Raw genomic sequence first — 18,742 nt, 5'->3', positions numbered from 1 at the left:
ACTGAGTTTACAGGCTTTAATTCTTATGTGGAAATATATTAATAGCGCATAATTGCACTTGATATCCTTAACCCTATAAAGCTAGGCTTAGTTCTGTTTGAATTTGTGTTCTCCACCAGTACTGACTTTCTCTTATCTGTTTAGTTTTTGTAATTTCTACTATTTGCCCCATAACGGGTGTAACCAACTTTACATCTGCAGCGTCTGCCAGCTCTACAATTTTCTCTAGAGGTTCATACCAGCTGTGAAAGGCCAGATCGAAGGTGCCATTGTGGATCGGCATCATTTGATGTCCTCTAAGGTCTATATGGGCTTGCAGGCTTTGCTCTGGAGTCATATGGATTGTTGGCCAGTCTTTGTCATAGGCACCTGTTTCTACCATGGCCAGATCGAATGGGCCAAATCGTTCACCTATCTGTTTAAAGCCATCGAAATAGCCAGAATCTCCGCTAAAGAAGAGTTTGTTTGTCTCTGACTCTATGACATATGAGGCCCATAAGGTCTCATTTTTATCGAATAGTCCACGGCCTGAGAAGTGTTGGGTCGGAGTCGCGGTTAATGTCACCTTGCCAAAATTGGCCGATTGCCACCAATCCAGACTCTGAATGTGAGTCGCCGGGACTCCCCATTTTATTAAGTGCTTATCTACGCCTAAGGGACAACAAAATGCTTCACTTTATTAGCTAAAAATTTGATTGTTTGCTTATCCAGATGGTCATAGTGATCGTGAGAGATCATCACACCATCAATGTGTGGTAGAGATTCGAGACTGATCGGGGGTTGATGGAAGCGCTTTGGTCCGGCAAAACTGAAAGGAGAGGCTCTGTCACTGAAAACCGGGTCGATTAGCCACCTTTGTCCTGAGATTTGAATGAAAATGCTCGAGTGTCCGAGTCGAATAACGCTATCCTGTTCGAGTGGTAGTTGCTCGAGTGAATGTGCAGTTTGCTCAATGAGGGGGATAGCATTTTTCGGTAGTGCATCGATGCGATCTTCGGTGATATAGCGTTTTAGCAATGGAAGAATCGCAGTGTTCTCAGTGAAGTCTTTAGCGGTATTGATATAGCCACCATCAAGATTATGGTGCGGCGCTAGGCTATTAACTGTCTCAGATAAATCTGTTTGTGACTGTGTAGTGGCAAGCATAATGCCTCCTATGAGTAAGCTGATGATTATTATCGTTAGTTTCATAAATAAGGTGTTTAACGAAAGTAAACTATACTGTGTAGTTTACTTTGTGTTTTTGAAAAGTAAACTGATTAGTGTAATATAGTCGCTGGTAATCTGAGTTTAATGAAATAAGAAGCTGAAAATGCAAGAGAAAAAAATATCCCGCTCCGAGTTAAAACGTGCAGCTATTATTCAGGCTGCCATGACTGAGTTTGAGGCGAAAGGCTTTCAATCGGCGAGTATGGATGATATTGCCAAGGGAGCGGAAGTCTCTAAGCGTACGGTTTACAATCATTTTTCTAATAAAGATGCCTTGTTTAGCGCGATCATGGTTGAGATGATGTCGCTGCTTTGTGCATTTGAACATGTGCCTTTTTCAACTGAAGGTTCACTGGAAGATCAACTTAGGCTGTTAGTTGCCCATGAAGTTTCGCAACTCAGATCTGAGGCCTTTCTCTCTATGGCCAAGGTGATCATTGCCGAGGCTATTCACTCTCCCGAGCTTATTCAGGATGCGATGAATGAGTTCAGTAAGCAGGAATCCCCCTTGACGAGTTGGTTTTATGCGGCGGCGGATGCCGGTGTGCTTAAAACCAAACACCCCGAACTTGTGGTTACGCAATTTATGGCGGTGATCAAGGCGTTTTGTTTCTGGCCTCAGCTGATACAGGGGGCTGAATTTCCCGATGAACAGCAAATTGACCTGATTTCGGATACTGCGGTGCAGATGATACTGAAGCAATATACTTAGCATTACGCTAGCTAGTTTTAGCTCGAGTGAAATTAAAATGAAGCAACAGCAGGCATAGACTGCATCTGCTGTCATTCGTTTTAAACTAGACTACTTAATGGCTTAGAAATGATGAGTAACGACTCTACATGATTCGACATGGAGAGTCGTTTACTAGGTAGGCCTAAGTATTAAATAGCTGCACTATGATCAAAATGATCAGAAGTGGGCAGACAAACTTCACATAGATTGGCCATAGACGCCAGAATAGACTGTTGCTATCAGCTCCCTCTTGAGCCTGGATCTCTTTAAGTAGGTCGTTGCGTTGCCATACCCAGCCTAAATAGATGGCGATACCCAGGGCGATGAGGGGTTGAGCTCTCTCTGTGGTCAAGGTGATCATAAAGCTAAATAACTGCTCAAAATTCCAAACTAGGCTCAATGACAACACCATGATTAAGGTGCCAATTAAGTAGGTTGCCTTGTTGCGGCCGATCTCTCTCTTCTCCATCAGGTAGCTGGTGGGGACCTCGACGATAGAGATAGCCGATGTCAGACCTGCGATAGTCATCAAGATGAAGAATACCAAGGCTAAAATATACTGCAGGTTACCACCTAAGGTATCGAATAACGCAGGTAGCACGGTGAAGACTAGAGTATCAGAATTCAGCAGGCTGCCATCTGCGGCGAAAATCTGTACGCCGTTATGCTGCGCCACATACATGGCTGGAATGATCATCAGCGCGGCCAGGAAGGCCACACTTGTGTCCATTAGGGTGACATAGGCGGTGAGCTTAGCTATGTTCTCTTTTTCATTCAGGTAAGCGCCATAGACCATCATGGCACCAGTACCTATGGTCAATGAGAAGAATGTCTGTCCCAGAGCTCCGACGAGCACGTCGCCATCCCAGATTTGTGAAAAGTCAGGAACGAGTAGTACCTCTAGCCCTGTCATGGCGCCGGGTAGAGTCAGTATGTAGACAACGCCTAAGACTAAGATGCCTAGCAGCAGAGGCATTAAACGTTTAGACCAGCGCTCGATCCCCTGTTGTACTCCCTGACGTATCACCCAAATCACCATTAATATGAAGATGGCGGTAAACACTAAGTTGCGCGACAGTGAGAAATCCATCAACCAGACGGAGGCCTGTGAGAATCCGAATATTTTCGCTATTGGGGCTAGAGCAAAGCTGACAAACCAGCCGGATAATATGGTGTAGAAGGTACAGATAAGGGTTGCGGTAACGATAGAGGTGAAGCCAATCAGTTTACCTATGTTTCGGCTTACTGGACCCGTACCTATCTTGCCCATTGCGTCGGCTGGGTTAGTCTGGCCATGACGACCAATCATCAACTCGGCGACAAGCATGGGATAACCTAAAATGACTATAAGTACCAGATAGACTAAGAGAAATGCGCCACCGCCATGGGTTGCGGCTTGCGTCGGAAAGCCCCAGATATTACCGACACCGACGGCGGAGCCTGCGGCGGCCATGATAAAGCCTAGTCTTGAACTGAAATGGTTAGTGTCTGTGGAACTCATGCTTATCTCTCACTTTTTGATGAGGACGCATCATAGTCTTTTATTTTAGCTGGTCAATGAAGGTTTATATCAAAAAAAACAACATTTGAGATTGTATATCCTGATAATTCATAAATGTTTGGTGATTCCGATCTATTTTGGCGGTTTTTTTGAAATGATATTGCTTTGTGGTTGTCTGCGCTGTGCGATACGCAAGAATATTGCGTATTCAACTTTATTCATTTTTGCGATCGACAAGCGACAAATTAAGCTATTTTGGGCAGTGGAATGCTGGTTTGGCTTTTCACTTGTTTCAATACGAAGCTGGAATGGACTCCGGCTATATGAGGATGTGTGGTTAATTTATCGAGTAAGAAGAGTTTGAACTGGTTCATGTCCTCAACTAACACTTTTAGCTGATAATCGGCATCGCTGCCAGTGAGCAGACAGCATTCCTGTACCTCGTCATAGCTGCTTACCTTGGCCTCAAAAGACTCCAGAATTTCTTTCGCGTGTTTCTCTAGTCGTACCTGCACATAAGCTGTGAGTGACAGATTAAAATGTTCGGCAGAGAGTATGGTGGCATAACCTGAGATAAAACCGGATTCTTCCAGGGCTTTTACTCTGCGAGAGCAAGGGGAGGGCGATAAGCCTACCCGTTCGGCGAGTTCCTGATTGGAGAGCCGCCCCTGACTCTGCAGCAGGCGTAAGATATCCAGATCAATTTTGTCTAGTTGCAGTTCTGCCATAGGAAGCTCATTAGTGTTTAGGTAAGTAAGATATCAATCCAGATGTTTGTCGCTAATGATATCCCATTCTATCGAGTCGTGGTTAGCCAAAGAGAAGTCTTTATAGCGATTGGTATTATCTCTTTGGCATCATGGCTACTGATTCGCTTTTATCTGTCGTGGTGCTAGCCTGGATGAAATTGACCAGATAAAAGGAAATACCTTGTGAATAACCAATAGACTGATAAGTCCGATTATTCCACCGAGTAGAGTCGATGCGAGCACATCTTGAGTCCAGTGCATTCCCAATAGCATTCGGCTGAATCCCATGGCAATACTCCAGAAAAAGAGCAAACCAGGTATCCATATATTACCTGCTATCAGGAGGTAATAGCTGGCAACCATGGTCAAGGTGATAGCAAATAGTGTGTGCCCCGATGGAAAGGAAAATCCTATCTCGTGTTGCCAATGTTGCTTAACTAATGGCGCTAAGGTGATCTCTGTGTTGGCGTGTTCAACCTGATTGACTGCCGCCATCATCTGTATTTTGCGCTCCGTTTTAGAAAGAGTGTAAAAACTATCGGTGTTAAGCAGGTTATGTTGATCTAGCCAGACCGCATTAGGGCGCGCCTCATTGAAGAAAGGCTTAAGGAAATGGTTGAGTCCGAGTGTGGTACACATACTCAGTGAGATAGCGAGAAACAGACTAAAAAATCTTGAATGCTCCAGTCTTCGATAGCTAAGGAATAATATTAACAGCACGGTCGCTACGCCATAGGGAGCCGTTCCGGTCGAAGTGATCCAAAATAGTGTTTCGGCGGCTGTGGAATCGAGAGACAACCAGGGAAATAGCGATGCGTCAGAGACAAACAGTATACCGGGTATGATGAGCAGGACAAACCAGCCCAATATCATAGGAAATAGCACGGCAGACCTAAAGGGGAAAGGACGCTTCAATGGCATGGCCTCATTTTAAAAGTGCATAGGCTAACTTGCGCATTCGCGGCAAGCTAGCCTAGTTGGCGGAAATATCAATTAAATATCGTTAACTTGATGGATCGACTCGACTTGTTTTATTGGGTTTGTCTGAGTTCAAAGTCTCTTGTCCTGCCCCTCGAGTGACAAACATAAGAAGCAACATGATGACCACTAAGAGCCCGGTCCCCATTAGCAGGGCATAATCTTCCAGCTTGAGGATGGAGTAGAGCACAGTATACAGGGCAATCAGCATGGCTGACATGATTCCACCGCGTTTGATACAGGATGTAGCACTTGCCACATAGGCCGAAACTGAAATGACCGGGACGCTGGCCGCTATGATGTAAGCCAGTGAAAAGGTTAAGTGCTCAGATAGAGACAGTAGCAAGAGATAAAATAGTGTCATAGCGCATCCCACCAGCAGATATTGGATTAGACTCAGGCTGGTCTTCTGACCCAATTCAAATATCAGTAATATGATGAAACTGAGTACGATAAACAACAGGCCGTATTTCACCGAACGCTCAATTTTACCGTAGTGGGTGACAGGCTCGAACAGTACCGTATTGGCTTCTATCTCCCTCAAGTCGATCTCTTGATTCTTGCTAAAAACTTGGGGAAAATTGCGACTGAGGTGGCTGATCTCCCAGTTGGCACTAAAACCCTGCTTAGTGACTTCTCTATGTGCCGGAAGTATTCCCTTGAAACTGGGGTGGGGCCAATCGGCGCTGATCTTGATGCTGGTCTGCTCACCCAGAGGGAGTGCGCTGATAGATTGTGAACCTCTCAGTTTAACGGCAAAATTTAAGGTTAATTTCTTCTGCCCACTTTCTAGCTTGATGGGCTGGTGGAAGCCACGTTCCAGACCTATCTGGTTTGACAGGCCTGTGCCCGACATTATGCTGGATTGCATGATTAATGCCCCTGTAGATTCACTTATCAGCTCGAAAGTCTCTATTTTATCTATGGCTTGATTGGCCGATATGCCGAAGACGATACGGGCATTTTCGATATCGAACTTAGACATGTTTGGCACCTTGGCTGCTGCTACTTCGAAGTTCGCCGAGCCTGTGATGCGGGCATTGTAGACCAGAGACTGAAATATGCCTCTGGAACGAAAGTCATGGGTGAGATCGATATTTAGCGCTAGCTGCTTAGGTAAAATCACCAGTTCATTTTGATAAGTGCTGGTAAATTTTCTGACCTTGCCTTCGTCATTGATTGTCTCTTGCACAACTTGATAGGTATAGGGCACGACCAGAGCTGGCCCGGATATCTGCTGTCGCTCTCCCCAAGATTGACCTATCTCCTCCACCACTTGGTGATATAAGTTCTCCCTTTCCCAAACCATATCCATCACTAATCCCAATGGGATGAGTGACAAAAGAGACAAGAGTGCAACCAGTAGTATTTTATGGGTAAGATTAGTTTTAGCTGAAGTCAAAAGATCTAACATGAAAAATCCCTCTAATGTGATAGGCATCATTTAAACAAATTCCTTCATGGATATGGGGGCTAAGCTATGATCAATGATGGCGAAAATAGGGCAATCTGGTGAGGAATTGAGGAGTAAATACCAGTTCCATTAAGTAAGTGGTCATTCAGCGGGAGTTAAAAATGCTGTAGGCAAGTAAGGGGATTGAAGCTAATAGTTATTCTATATCGAAAGCCACTTGCGCAGCATAGAGTGTTTTTCCCTTTGCCTTAAACATCAGCCGCACTACGTGAGCTTCTCAGGGCTTCTACTTCTGTGTTGCATTGTCTTAAAAGGGAATAACCATTTTCTCAACAATGCGCCTTGAATTAACAGCCCTGAGAGAGCTCTGAATTGAGCATAAATTTAATGGAATTGGTATTATCCCGATTGATATTAGTGTGGGTGATGTATTTTTATTCAGTTTCGATGAAATAGCGATTCCGATTTAAGGGTCTATTGCTGCATCTGAATTGGAGATTGAAATGTTTGAGAAAAAATCTATACCAGCGTTAGCCGCTGCACGCGTGTTATTGGGACTCTTCCTACTGACCACAGCAATGAATCGATTTACAGCCCTAGATGTCGGCTATTTTTCTAAACAACTCGCGGCCATAGGCTTGCCTGACTTCCCTTGGCTATCGGCTTTGTTAGGTGTCATGCAGCTCATAGTCGTCGCGGCGTTAATCTTTCCTAGGCATAAATTGAGCCATGCAGTCCTCTATCTCTATTCGCTAATAGCCTTGATACCTATGCTGATGTTATTCACCCACCCGGTTTGGATCGATAGTCTGGGTGGTTTCCCAGCTATCGGTGCCGGACAGGGATTGATTAAGTATCTGGCCATAGTCGGCGTCTCTGTTTTTATTGCCTCTCATTACGCTGGTCATCAAAAATTAAATAGGTTTTCACTTAAGGTTATCTGGGCCGGAGTGGTATTGGTGATGCTGTGGATAGGCGGTATGAAGTTTACTCAGTTCGAAGCCGATGGCATCGAGAGGTTGATGGCAACGAGCCCACTATTTAGCTGGATTTACGATTTTTTTAGTGTACTTCATGGCTCATACTTTATCGGAGTGGTTGAGTTGCTTGCGGTCTTCGGTCTTATTATCGGTAGTAAATATGCCTGGGCCAGAACATTGGGCTTAGCGGTAGCGGCATTGACCTTTCTGGCGACCCAGACCTTTATCATCAGCTTACCCGCTTATGAGATGAGCCAAGGTGTTCCTCTATTGACCGGGAGTGGTCAGTTTATCGTGAAGGACCTGGTCTTGCTGGCAGGATGTATATTGCTGCTCACTACAACGAACAGATCAGAAGCCGAATAGCTGCAATAAGAAGTAAAGCAATAAAAAGAGCGCTTAAGCGCTCTTGATTTGTGTCATGTCTTATATCGATTGATATAATTTGAAACTTATTCGCTTTCACTCTCGTTGAGTCGCTTCTCTAGCGCATCGACTTGTGCCTGTAGGGCTTCTAATTTTTCACGGGTCTTGAGTAAAACATGTTGCTGAACTTCAAATTCTTCATGGGACACCACATCCAACTTCATCAATTGGTTTTGCAGGATCTGTTTACTCTTATCTTCAAATTCACCGGCGAATTGCTTCAGACCACTTGGCAGGCTTTCGGCTAATTGCTTAGCAACTTCTTCAATTTTCTTTGGATTTATCATTATCTATGGTCCGCCGTTGGCTAATGCTATAAATACGAGTGCTTTAATATTAGCTGGATTGTACCTGAGCATACTCGCTATTGGAAAAAGATTACTCACAAAAGTTGAGTTATTGAATTTAATGCAAATAAAAGGCCTGAATAATACCAATTAGTATTATCCAGACCTTAGTGTTCTAGAACCTAGAACCTAGAACCTAAGCTTTTGATGTATCGAGCCTTGGCTCCTCGTCAAACACGGGTAGAGGTTCGTGTCTCTCTGCTAAATAAGTGTAGATAACCGGCAGAACAAACAGGGTGAACAGTGTGCCTATAGCTAGGCCTGATACTATCACTAGACCTATGTTGAAGCGCGCCACCGCGCCGGCTCCAACTGCGAATAGCAGAGGAATAAGGCCGGCAATCATGGCCGCCGTCGTCATCAGGATTGGGCGTAAACGTACGGTTGCCGCAAGCTTAATCGCATCCATTTTACTCAAGCCGTTATGGAGTTGCTCCTCCTTGGCGACTTCACACATCAAGATACCGTGCTTGGTAATCAAACCCACTAAGGTGATCAGACCAACTTGGGTATAGATGTTCATCGACGACAGACCAAAGACATGAGTCCAGCCTAGGGCGATGAGTGCACCACTGATGGCGAGTGGCACTGAGACCAAGATCACCAGAGGGTCGCGGACACTCTCGAACTGACTCGCCAGCACCAGGAAGATGATCGCCAGTGCCAGGCCGAAGGTGGCAAAGAGGGCTGAGCCTTCGGTGACATACTGACGTGATTCTCCCAGGAAGTCATAGCTGTAGCCTTTTGGCAGATCGGTATCACCTATATTTTGCAAGAAGGTGATTACATCCCCATAGCCACTCCGGGTGTGGCTACACCGCTCACCGTCAGTGAATTCATCTGATTAAAGTGTGGCAAGGATCTCGGCTCAGATATCATCTCAATATCCACCAGGCTAGATAGCGGGATCGAACGGCCGTCGGCGGCTTTCACGTAATAGCCGTGGAGTGATTCCGGATTGGCGCGGTACTTACGCTCAACCTGAGGAATAACTTCATATGAGCGGCCATCTAAGTTGATGCGGTTCACATAGCCATCGCTCATCATAGTGGTCAGGGTCACACCGATATCTTGCATCGTGATGCCGTAAGTGCCGGCTAAGTCCCGCTTGATGTGCAGCTTCATGGTGCCCGAGTCGAACTTGAGGTCGATCTTCGAGTAAACAAACAGTGGGCTATTCTGCACCTTCTCAAGCACACCACTGCCAATTTGGAACAGGCTCTCGAACGAGTTTGAGGTGGTGATAACGAACTGTATGGGTAAGCCGCTGGATGCACCAGGAAGTTCTGGCATCTGGAAGGTGGTGACCGCCATTCCCGGAACTTCTTTAACTTCTTTACCGAGTATCTTCTGCATCTCTTTCTGAGATTTATCACGCTCACTCCAAGGGACGAGTGGCGCGATACCGAAGGCTTGATTAGAGTTAGGTACGCCGACAAAAGCCAATGATGCGGCGGCTTCCGGGTGGGCCTTAATCATGTCGGTGACTATTGCCATATTAGCCTGGATATAGTCTAAGTTAGCCGTCGATGGTGCAGTGCCCATCATCATGACCACACTCTTATCTTCGTTCGGCGCAAGCTCTGACGGGATAAAGTGAAACATCACCGGCAGAGAGGCGAAAACGATAGCCCCGAAGCCGATGACCACGGGACGTTTTTCCATCACGGCATTGAGCATGCTCTGATAACGCTTAGTCATGCCTTCAAGGAAGTTTTCGACGCCACGCTCGAAACGATTAGGAGCTGTGTGAGGCTTGAGTATTTTGGAGCACATCATAGGTGACAGTGTCAGTGCCACGATCCCCGAGATAAATACCGCGCCGGCTAAGGTCAGGGCAAACTCTTTAAACAAAGATCCTGTTATGCCTCCCATCAGGGCGATAGGCGCATAAACGGCTGCCAAGGTGATGGTCATGGATATTACGGGAAGTGCAATTTCTCGGGTCCCGATAATGGCAGCCCTGAAAGGTGTTTCACCTAGCTTGATGTGTCTGTCGACATTCTCCACCACCACGATGGCGTCATCCACCACCAGGCCGATGGCCAGCACCATGGCCAGGAGTGTCATCAGGTTCAGAGTAAAGCCGAACATCTGCATGATGATGGCTACCCCGATCAGTGATAGAGGAATGGTGACTATCGGTATGATAACGGCGCGAAAAGAGCCTAGAAATAGGGTTATCACCACGATAACGATCAACGAGGCTTCACCAATTGTCTTGATCACTTCGTTGATCGACTCATCGATGGCGAGAGAGGAATCATACAAGATGCGTGTCTTCATCGAGACCGGCAGGTTACGCTCGATATCTGGCATCATAGCGCGTGCATCGGCTGCGACGACTAAGGGGTTAGCCGTCGGAGTGACATCCAGTGCAACGACCACAGCTTCTTGTCCATCGGCCAAAGCGCGGTAGATATCGTGACTCTTCTCCAGACTCACATCGGCAATATCACCGAGACGAATAATCAGACCCTCTTTGCTGCCTATAACGAGTTTCTTAAGCTCATCGACGGTGGCGACTTGAGTATCTGCCGTACCATTGAATAGGGTAAACACCCCATTGGCCTGACCCACGGCAGATTGATAGTTGTTAGCCTGTAGCACCTGCATCACCTCGGATGAGGACAAGTTAAAGCCCCCCATACGAGCGGGATCTAACCATATTCTCATGGCGTATTTGATGCCGCCATAGAGATTAACTTTAGCAACCCCATCTATGGTGAAGAGTTCAGGTTTTACCACCCGCTCCAGATAATCAGTTATCTGGCTCGAGTTGATCTGATCGCTATAGAAGGAGATATACAGGACGGAAGTCTGTGAACCTGTAGACATATCCACGGTAGAGTCTTCGGCCTCTTTAGGAAGCTGAGATCGCACCGAGTTAACCTTAGCCAGAATATCGGCCAGGGCGCCATTGGGATCGGTGTTGAGTTTCATGTACACAGTGATCTTGGAGGTACCAAGAGAGCTGTCTGAGGTCATGAAGTCGACGTTATCGGCCTGAGCAAGGGCTTGTTCCAATGGCTGGGTAATAAAGCCCTGGATCAGGTTTGCATCGGCACCATAGTAGCTGGTGGAGACGGTGACCACGGTATTGGTCATCTCAGGGTATTCACGGACCTGCATGCTGTTAAGGGAGTAAAGTCCTAATAGCAGCAGGAGCAAGCTTATCGAGGCGGCGAGTACCGGCCTGCGAATAAAAATATCAGTAAAGCGCATTGCCAGCTCCTATTAAAGTTGTGGCATCGTGGCCGGAGGAGTCAGAGCTTTATCCTCGGTCACTTTGACTTTGCTGTTATTGTTTAGTCTGATCTGGCCGGAGGTCACGATAAGATCGTTAGCCTTCAAGTCACCACTGACTAAGGCGTTATTACCATTACGCTCGAGTACTTCGACATTGATCTGCTTAACTCGTTTGATCATGTTTCCATCTTCACTCACCTCATGGATGACATAGATAGAGTTACCGTAGAGGGTAAAGTTGATGGCTGTCTGTGGCAGCACAAATTGGTTCGTCAATTCTGGCAGTAGAATGGCGACACGGGCAAACATGCCACTGCGTAGCTTAGCGTCTATGTTAGGTATCTTGGCTTGAATCTGGATCAAACCGCTTTGATAGAAAACGGCGGGCTCGATAGCCGATATCATACCTTTGAACGGATGCTCAGGGTAGGCATCGACATAGACATGAATCGTTTGTCCTTTTGAGATACGTGGTAATTGGTTCTGGGGGACGGTGAAGCGAATCTTCATGGTGCTGATATCTTCGAGTCGAACGATATCTGTACCTGTCTGCAGGTATTCTCCTAAATTAACGCTACGGATCCCGATAAGACCGCTAAATGGCGCATCGATTTCTCTGCGTTCTATAGTGGCATTCAGGCTCTCAATATCTGCCTTAAGTGCCAGGTATTTAGCTTCACTGTTGTCTAGATCTTGCTTAGATACCGACTTTTGCTTATACAGAAGTACCAGCCGTTTATAATCGGCCTCTGCAGCTGGAAGCTGAACCATCTTACTCTTAAGGTTGGCTTTTTCTACCGCCGAGTCGAGTACGATTAAGCTCTGGTCAAGCTTGACCTCACTACCGTTTTCGAAGTTAATTTCAGATACCACACCTGAGAGTTCATTGGCAATGGTGAGTCCTTGGTTAGGCTCCACAAACCCAATGGCATCGATTGTGGGTTGCCAGTTGACACTCGTTAGAGTCAGTGTCGTAACTGGTGATTCGGGCTCTGGCATATTAGCGATGGCATCGGCAATTTTAGCCTTAACCATCAAGTTAAAGCCTATCACTGAGCCGAATGCCAGCAGAGCGATGATTAGCATAATCAGGGTCCATTTTTTCATAGTCCTGATAGCTCCTTGTGAGTTAAGTTAGGTAAATCGGTTTGGCTGAAAGCGCCGCTGGCAGTATCAGGTTGGTTCATATCATTCATAGTCCTGATAGCTTCTTGTGAGTTAAGTTAGGTAAATCGGTTTGGCTGAAAGCGCCACTGGCAGTATCAGGTTGGTTCATATCATTCATAGTCCTGATAGCTTCTTGTGAGTTAAGTTAGGTAAATCGGTTTGGCTGAAAGCGCCGCTGGCAGTATCAGGTTGGTTCATATCATTCATAGTCCTGATAGCTTCTTGTGAGTTAAGTTAGGTAAATCGGTTTGGCTGAAAGCGCCGCTGGCAGTATCAGGTCGGTTCATATCATTCATTTTCCTGATAGATCCTTGTTAGTTAAGTTTGTTGCGCAGGTAATGGTTTGCCAGCATAAATTACAGACAAGCTCTAGCTCTGCCTTATCGTATGTTAATTGGCCACGGCGGATGCTGCGTCCTAGAGCGACGGCGGGCTCCAGAGAAATGGCATAGAGAGCCTTGTTTTGCAGGGAGTGAAACAGGCCTTCAGCCTTACCTTCTTCGAAGAACATATGTAGATCGCCAAAAGTTGTTTTTTCGAACGTCTGATGAGGATCTGAGTCTATGCCCGGCAGATGAATATACTGCTCGTAGCTGAGATTTGTCTGTGTGCGCTTACGACCAAAATCGACAATATTAAACCAGATACGCTTGAACCTTTGCTCCAAGGTGCCTATACGGCTGTCTTTTAAGATATGGTTGGCGACGACACGCAGTACATTCTTTCTCAATTCGCCGATCAACTCATCTTTATCTTTAAAATATCTGTAGATAGTGCCGGCGGCGACACCTGCTTCATTGGCTATTTGTTGCATAGATAGCCCTTGCAATCCTTTGGTGGAGATGATCTTCTCGGTCGCATCGAATATCAGTTGGCGTTTGTTATCCATGATAGGTTTACACTCTGTATGAATGAACGTTCATTCACTATTCTATGTCAACGGATTGCCGATCGCAATTCTCAATGTGTGAATATAATAATAGCTGCTTTATCTCGCTTGAATAGTCAGTCTAGTCTGTCATAGACAGCTGATGTGAAAGTAAGTTTTATTCGAACGAAGTTCTGAATTAATTAAACTGGTTGAGAAATTTAAATTGTCAGATTGAAACGTTAGAGTTTCTGGTATGATCACCTGCTTCAAACCCCTTTTAATCTTGGTAAAAGTAACCCCATGAAGCTAAACCCCGGACAAGATGAAGCCGTACATTATGTATCTGGCCCCTGCCTAGTACTTGCGGGGGCTGGTAGTGGTAAGACTCGAGTGATCATCAACAAGATTGCTCATCTGGTGCAGAACTGTGGTTACAAGGCTAGGTCCATCGCGGCGGTGACCTTTACCAATAAGGCTGCACGTGAGATGAAGGAGCGTGTAGCTAAATCCATGGGGCGTAAAGAGGCTCGCGGCTTATGGATCTCGACATTTCATACTCTGGGCCTGGAGATTATCAAGAGGGAGCATAAGGTCGTTGGCCTCAAAGCTGGTTTTTCCCTGTTCGACGATCAAGATACCTTGGCCCTGCTCAAAGACCTTACCGAAGATGAGCTCGATGGAGATAAGGACCTTCTCAGATCCTTGATGACGACGATTTCTAATTGGAAAGGGGATCTGGTGATCCCAACTCAGGCGGTGAAGTTAGCTAAGGATGAGCAATCACAACTGTTTGCCGCTCTCTACGCAAGATATGCCCAGCATATGAAGGCCTACAATGCCCTGGATTTTGATGATCTGATTTTAATTCCGACACTCATACTCAGGCACAATGCCGAGGTGAGAACGCGTTGGCAGACACGTATTCAATATATGCTGGTGGATGAGTATCAAGATACCAACACCAGCCAATATGAGATGGTGAAGCTTCTGGTGGGAGATAGGGCCCGTTTCACCGTGGTGGGCGACGATGATCAATCTATTTATTCATGGCGAGGGGCGAAGCCACAGAATCTGGTGTTATTGGGTAAAGACTTCCCCGCTCTACGTTTGATTAAGCTAGAGCAAAACTATCGCTCTAGCCAAAGGATCTTAAAAGCCGCGAATATTCTCATCGCTAATAACCCTCATATATACGAGAAGACACTGTTTAGTGAGCTTCCCTACGGTGAACCGCTACGAGTATTGATCGCCGCTAACGAGGCACAGGAAGCAGAGCGGGTCATTGCCGAGATGATCCGTCACAAGTTTATGGGGAAAACCCAATTTGGAGATTATGCGATCCTCTATCGTGGCAATCATCAATCTCGTCTGCTGGAGCGGGCGCTGATGACGAACCGCATCCCCTATAAACTCAGTGGTGGTACCTCATTCTTCGGCCGGGCCGAAATCAAAGACATCATGGCCTATCTCAGACTAGTGGTGAACCCTGATGATGATAATGCCTTCCTGCGCGTGGTGAATCTGCCTAAACGTGGAATAGGCCCATCAACTCTGGAACGTTTAGGTACGTTTGCCAATGAACGACAAATTTCTATGTTTGAGGCCAGCTTCGACTCTGAGTTGAATCATCATCTGCCTCCGGCGGCCATGGCTTCTCTCTACAAGTTTGGCAAGTTCATTGTCGATACCGGTGAGACCGTGACTCGGGTGAGCCTATTGAGGCCATTAAGCACTTGATACGTAATATTAACTATGAGGATTATCTCTACGAGACCAGTACCAGTGCCAAGGCGGCGGAGATGAGGATGAAAAACATCTCCGAGTTGTATCGCTGGGTCACTGAGATGCTCGAAGGGGATGAACTTGACGAAGGCATGACCTTACCTGAGGTGGTTACCCGATTAACCTTGCGTGACATGATGGAGCGTAACAGTGAGGATGAAAATGGCGATCAGGTTCAGCTGATGACGCTGCATGCCTCTAAAGGCCTGGAGTTTCCGTATGTGTTTATGGTGGGCACCGAAGAGAGAATTTTACCCCACCAAAGCAGCATAGATGAGGATAATGTCGATGAAGAACGTCGTCTGGCCTATGTCGGCATCACCCGAGCGCAGCAACAGCTCTGGTTTGTACTGTGTCGTGAACGTCGTCAATTCGGTGAGACTATGCGCTGTGAGCCAAGTCGTTTTCTGTTGGAGCTCCCTCAGGATGATCTAATCTGGGAGAATCGTAAACAAGTGCAGAGCGAGAACCAGAGGCAGGAAACCAGCAAGTCTAATATCGCCAACTTGAGAGATATGTTTAAAAAGTAGACTCTTAAATAAACGGATCACTGTACATTAGGGCGCGGAAATCATATCGCGTTCTTGCGCTTAGCACTACGACATAGAGTTAAGCGCAAACTAAATCCTTGGTGATTGAATTCAGATGAATAACATTGCCAAGGGCTTGCCCCTGACCTAGATCGAAACCTATCTCCAGCAGTGTCTCTTTTTGCTGTATAGCACAAATTCCATCCACAAAAACTACGAGTTCCAACGCCTGGGCGGTTAAGTAGTGGGCCTTTAATAGCTTAAGATGTTGCTCACTGTTGAGATGAGTGGTGTAACTAGGGTCAAGCTTTAAGCCTTGCAATGGTAAGAAGGTTAAGCTGCTCAAGGCGCTATGGGCACTACCATAGCCAGTCAGCCCAAGATTAATCTTCAGCTTTTGAAGAAGTTCAAATGCATTGATATGGTTATCCGTATCTAAGATAAACCCTTTCTCATCGAAAAATAGCCAGAGTTGCTCAAGGGGGAATATAAGCTCCTTAAGCTTATTTTTCAGCTGTCTGACAGCATGTTTATGCTTCAGGTGCATGGCCGAAATGTTGAGATGTAGGGGAAAGTGGTCTAAGGATTGTTCGCGCAACATCTGATGATCTGAGTTTAGTTTTTCTAGTAGATAAATATCCAGTTCGGTGGTTAAGTTGCAATGTTCGGCAATGTTATTGAGCTGGACCTGCTTTACTTTACCTAGCAAAGGATGATTCCAATACAAGCGTGGCTCTAAGGCTACCGTAGATAGCTTTTTCAAATTTTGAATCGGTAGATAACTCAGGTGCAGCTCTCGGTTTGATATCGCTTGTTTTAATTCAATTTCAAGCTCGACATCTTTGACTAACTGTTGATGCGACTTATCATCGAAGATAACATAGCAACCTTTGCCCTGGGACTTGGCCTGATACATGGCTGCATCGGCGTCACGTAACAGGGACTCGGCCGTGTCTGACTTATGATTACAGCTAAATGCGATTCCTATACTGGCACCTGAGGTGAAACTTTGGTTGGCTAATTCATAGGGGCGTGATAATTCTGTGAGAATACGCTCGGCAACCTCTTTCGCATCATTGGTACCATTGATGCTGTCGAGTAATATCACAAATTCATCTCCACCGATCCGCCCTAAGGTGTCATTATCGCGAATACACAGGCGTAGGCGCCTTGAGGTCTCAACCAGAAAGCGATCACCTTGCTGATGACCTAAGGTGTCATTAATGAGCTTGAATCTATCGAGATCGATAAATAGCAGACCAAAGCGATCTAGCCCATGTCGGCGAATATGCTTTACGGCTTGTGTCAGGCGCTCCATAAACATGCCGCGATTTGGCAGTCCAGTCAGGCTATCGTGATTAGCGTCATAAACAAGTTGTTCTTCCGCTTTACGTCTTTGGGCTACTTCTTTCTCTAAATCCTGATTTAACATAGCCAGAGCCCGGGTCCGAACGACGACTTTCTCTTCTAGCTGTTCGTAGCTGGACTTAAGCGATTCAGCGGAGAGTTTCTTCTCGATCGCGGTGGCTATGTGTTGAGAAACGAAAGTCAGCAGATCGAGATCTTTATCTTGGTAACTCTGGGACATACATAGGCTATAGATGGTTAAGGCACCACGAACCTGCCCATGGATAAATAAGGGGATGCCAATCCACTGATATACGTCTTGGGTATAGTTGAGTTCAGGCATCTTTGAATAGACAATCCCAACGTCTATCAAGGCATCAAGATCGGTACGTTGGAGTAACAAAGGCCTACGGTTCTTGATGACGTATTCAGTTAAGCCATCAGATGTGGCCCTAGGTTGTGGGGCTGTAGAATCGTTCTGAGTTACATAAAAAGGAAAGTTTATACGAGTCAACTTATCGTCGAGAAGGGCTATATAGCAGTTATTCGCCGGCATTAGATGGCTTATAACTCTATGAATCTCCGAGTAGAAGGAGTCGCTATCTATGTTAGAGGTGGCAAGATCGGTAATCTCGAATAGAGATTTCTGCAGACGCTCGGCGCGACGTCTTTCAAACACTTCACGTTTGAGCTTGTCGTAAGCAACGCTTAACTCTTTGGTTCTTTGCTCTATTGCCTGTTCCAACTGTTCTCTATGTTCTAAACGTTCTAGCACACCGGAGAGTTGATAACTGACAAAGTGAAGCAGTTCTATCTCCATTTCGGAAAAGTTGATATCGGGAGAGTAACTCTGTACCACCAATACACCCGAAACCAAGTTATTGACTTTAATCGGCACACCTAACCAAAGGTGGCATGGCGCCCCTCTACTGACAATTTTTTTAGCGGCGATAAGCTGCTGAAAGCTTGTGTCATCACAAAGGAGTGTTTCACCTGACTTGAGCACGTATCCAGTGAGACCGCTTAACAGGGTCTCGGAAATTTCATCTATAGAATAGATTTTGTTGGGATGCGGGTCTTTTTCGTCGAGGAAAAAAGGAATATTCAATTTGTTAGAGCTTGGGTCTAACAAGGCAACGAAAAAATTATCCGCTGGAAGAAGCAAGTTTAGCGAGCGATGAACTTCTGAGAAAAACGCCTTCGGCGAATCCACATGAGCTGCTAGGTTTGAGATCTCTAACAGTAGATTTTGGGTGACTTCGGCTCGCTTGTATTTAAGAGCCAGACTCTTTAAGCGATCAATCCTTTTTTGCAGACGTTCAGCTTCACGGTGTGAATGTTGAACCAATTCTTCCCTAAACATGATTTCCGCCAATCGCTATTTATTATATGAGAGCTAGGATTTGGACTAAATTTGCACAAGAGATATAGATAGCACAAAAAAACAACAGAGCCAAGT

Annotated in this window: 12 protein-coding genes and 2 pseudogenes; 3 read left to right on the top strand and 11 right to left on the bottom strand. The window is 45.9% G+C overall.

Translation table 11 applies throughout. The features are described 5' to 3' along the window. Positions 1-73: 73 nt before the first annotated feature. Positions 74-607: an MBL fold metallo-hydrolase gene (locus FM037_RS30240; RefSeq protein WP_324617143.1), complete on the bottom strand. Its 534-nt coding sequence runs from the start codon at positions 605-607 to the stop codon at positions 74-76. A gap of 44 nt (positions 608-651) precedes the next feature. After that, entirely contained in the window at positions 652-1,146 is a 495-nt protein-coding gene (locus FM037_RS30235; protein WP_324617100.1) for an MBL fold metallo-hydrolase, read from the bottom strand. Between the two features lie 166 nt (positions 1,147-1,312). On the opposite strand from FM037_RS30235, the gene FM037_RS25295 reads away from it, so the two are divergent. Then, a complete protein-coding gene (locus FM037_RS25295; protein ID WP_144048273.1) occupies positions 1,313-1,921 on the top strand; it encodes a TetR/AcrR family transcriptional regulator in 609 nt (202 codons plus the stop codon). Between the two features lie 163 nt (positions 1,922-2,084). Here the strand turns inward: FM037_RS25295 and FM037_RS25290 are convergent, their stop codons facing one another. The 4 genes from FM037_RS25290 to creD form a co-directional block, all read right to left on the bottom strand. Continuing rightward, positions 2,085-3,443 carry a sodium-dependent transporter gene (locus tag FM037_RS25290; RefSeq protein WP_144048272.1) on the bottom strand — a complete coding sequence of 453 codons (1,359 nt, stop codon included), beginning with the start codon at positions 3,441-3,443 and terminating at the stop codon, positions 2,085-2,087. A gap of 245 nt (positions 3,444-3,688) precedes the next feature. Further along, positions 3,689-4,171, bottom strand: a complete 483-nt coding sequence (locus tag FM037_RS25285) for an Lrp/AsnC family transcriptional regulator (RefSeq protein ID WP_144048271.1) — start codon at positions 4,169-4,171, stop codon at positions 3,689-3,691. 135 nt (positions 4,172-4,306) lie between these two features. Next, positions 4,307-5,113 (bottom strand): phosphatase PAP2 family protein, encoded by an 807-nt coding sequence (locus FM037_RS25280; protein WP_229381020.1) that lies wholly within the window; start codon positions 5,111-5,113, stop codon positions 4,307-4,309. An 82-nt stretch (positions 5,114-5,195) separates the two neighbouring features. After that, positions 5,196-6,614 carry a cell envelope integrity protein CreD gene (creD, locus tag FM037_RS25275; RefSeq protein WP_407695617.1) on the bottom strand — a complete coding sequence of 473 codons (1,419 nt, stop codon included), beginning with the start codon at positions 6,612-6,614 and terminating at the stop codon, positions 5,196-5,198. A gap of 473 nt (positions 6,615-7,087) precedes the next feature. Between creD and FM037_RS25270 the strand changes: the two genes are divergently transcribed. After that, positions 7,088-7,930, top strand: coding sequence for a DUF417 family protein (locus FM037_RS25270; RefSeq protein WP_144048270.1), 843 nt, complete (start codon positions 7,088-7,090; stop codon positions 7,928-7,930). A gap of 86 nt (positions 7,931-8,016) precedes the next feature. Here the strand turns inward: FM037_RS25270 and ubiK are convergent, their stop codons facing one another. From ubiK to FM037_RS25250, 4 genes and pseudogenes are all read right to left on the bottom strand, one after another. After that, a complete protein-coding gene (ubiK, locus tag FM037_RS25265) occupies positions 8,017-8,277 on the bottom strand; it encodes a ubiquinone biosynthesis accessory factor UbiK (RefSeq protein ID WP_144048269.1) in 261 nt (86 codons plus the stop codon). 196 nt (positions 8,278-8,473) lie between these two features. Next, positions 8,474-11,562, bottom strand: a pseudogene (locus FM037_RS25260) (multidrug efflux RND transporter permease subunit). Positions 11,563-11,574: 12 nt separating this feature from the next. Then, entirely contained in the window at positions 11,575-12,693 is a 1,119-nt protein-coding gene (locus FM037_RS25255; protein WP_144048268.1) for an efflux RND transporter periplasmic adaptor subunit, read from the bottom strand. Between the two features lie 352 nt (positions 12,694-13,045). After that, the gene (locus FM037_RS25250) at positions 13,046-13,642 is read right to left on the bottom strand and encodes a TetR/AcrR family transcriptional regulator (protein WP_144048267.1); all 597 of its coding nucleotides are present in this window, start codon (positions 13,640-13,642) and stop codon (positions 13,046-13,048) included. A gap of 282 nt (positions 13,643-13,924) precedes the next feature. On the opposite strand from FM037_RS25250, the pseudogene rep reads away from it, so the two are divergent. After that, positions 13,925-15,936: pseudogene (rep, locus tag FM037_RS25245) on the top strand (DNA helicase Rep). A 79-nt stretch (positions 15,937-16,015) separates the two neighbouring features. Here rep and FM037_RS25240 read toward each other — a convergent pair. Beyond that, a complete protein-coding gene (locus tag FM037_RS25240) occupies positions 16,016-18,646 on the bottom strand; it encodes a sensor domain-containing diguanylate cyclase (protein ID WP_144048266.1) in 2,631 nt (876 codons plus the stop codon). Positions 18,647-18,742: the final 96 nt, after the last annotated feature.

This window comes from Shewanella psychropiezotolerans, assembly GCF_007197555.1.
Classification (GTDB): Bacteria; Pseudomonadota; Gammaproteobacteria; order Enterobacterales; family Shewanellaceae; genus Shewanella; species Shewanella psychropiezotolerans.
The sequence above is the reverse complement of the archived record's forward strand: the minus strand, read 5'-3'. Positions and strand labels throughout refer to the sequence as shown.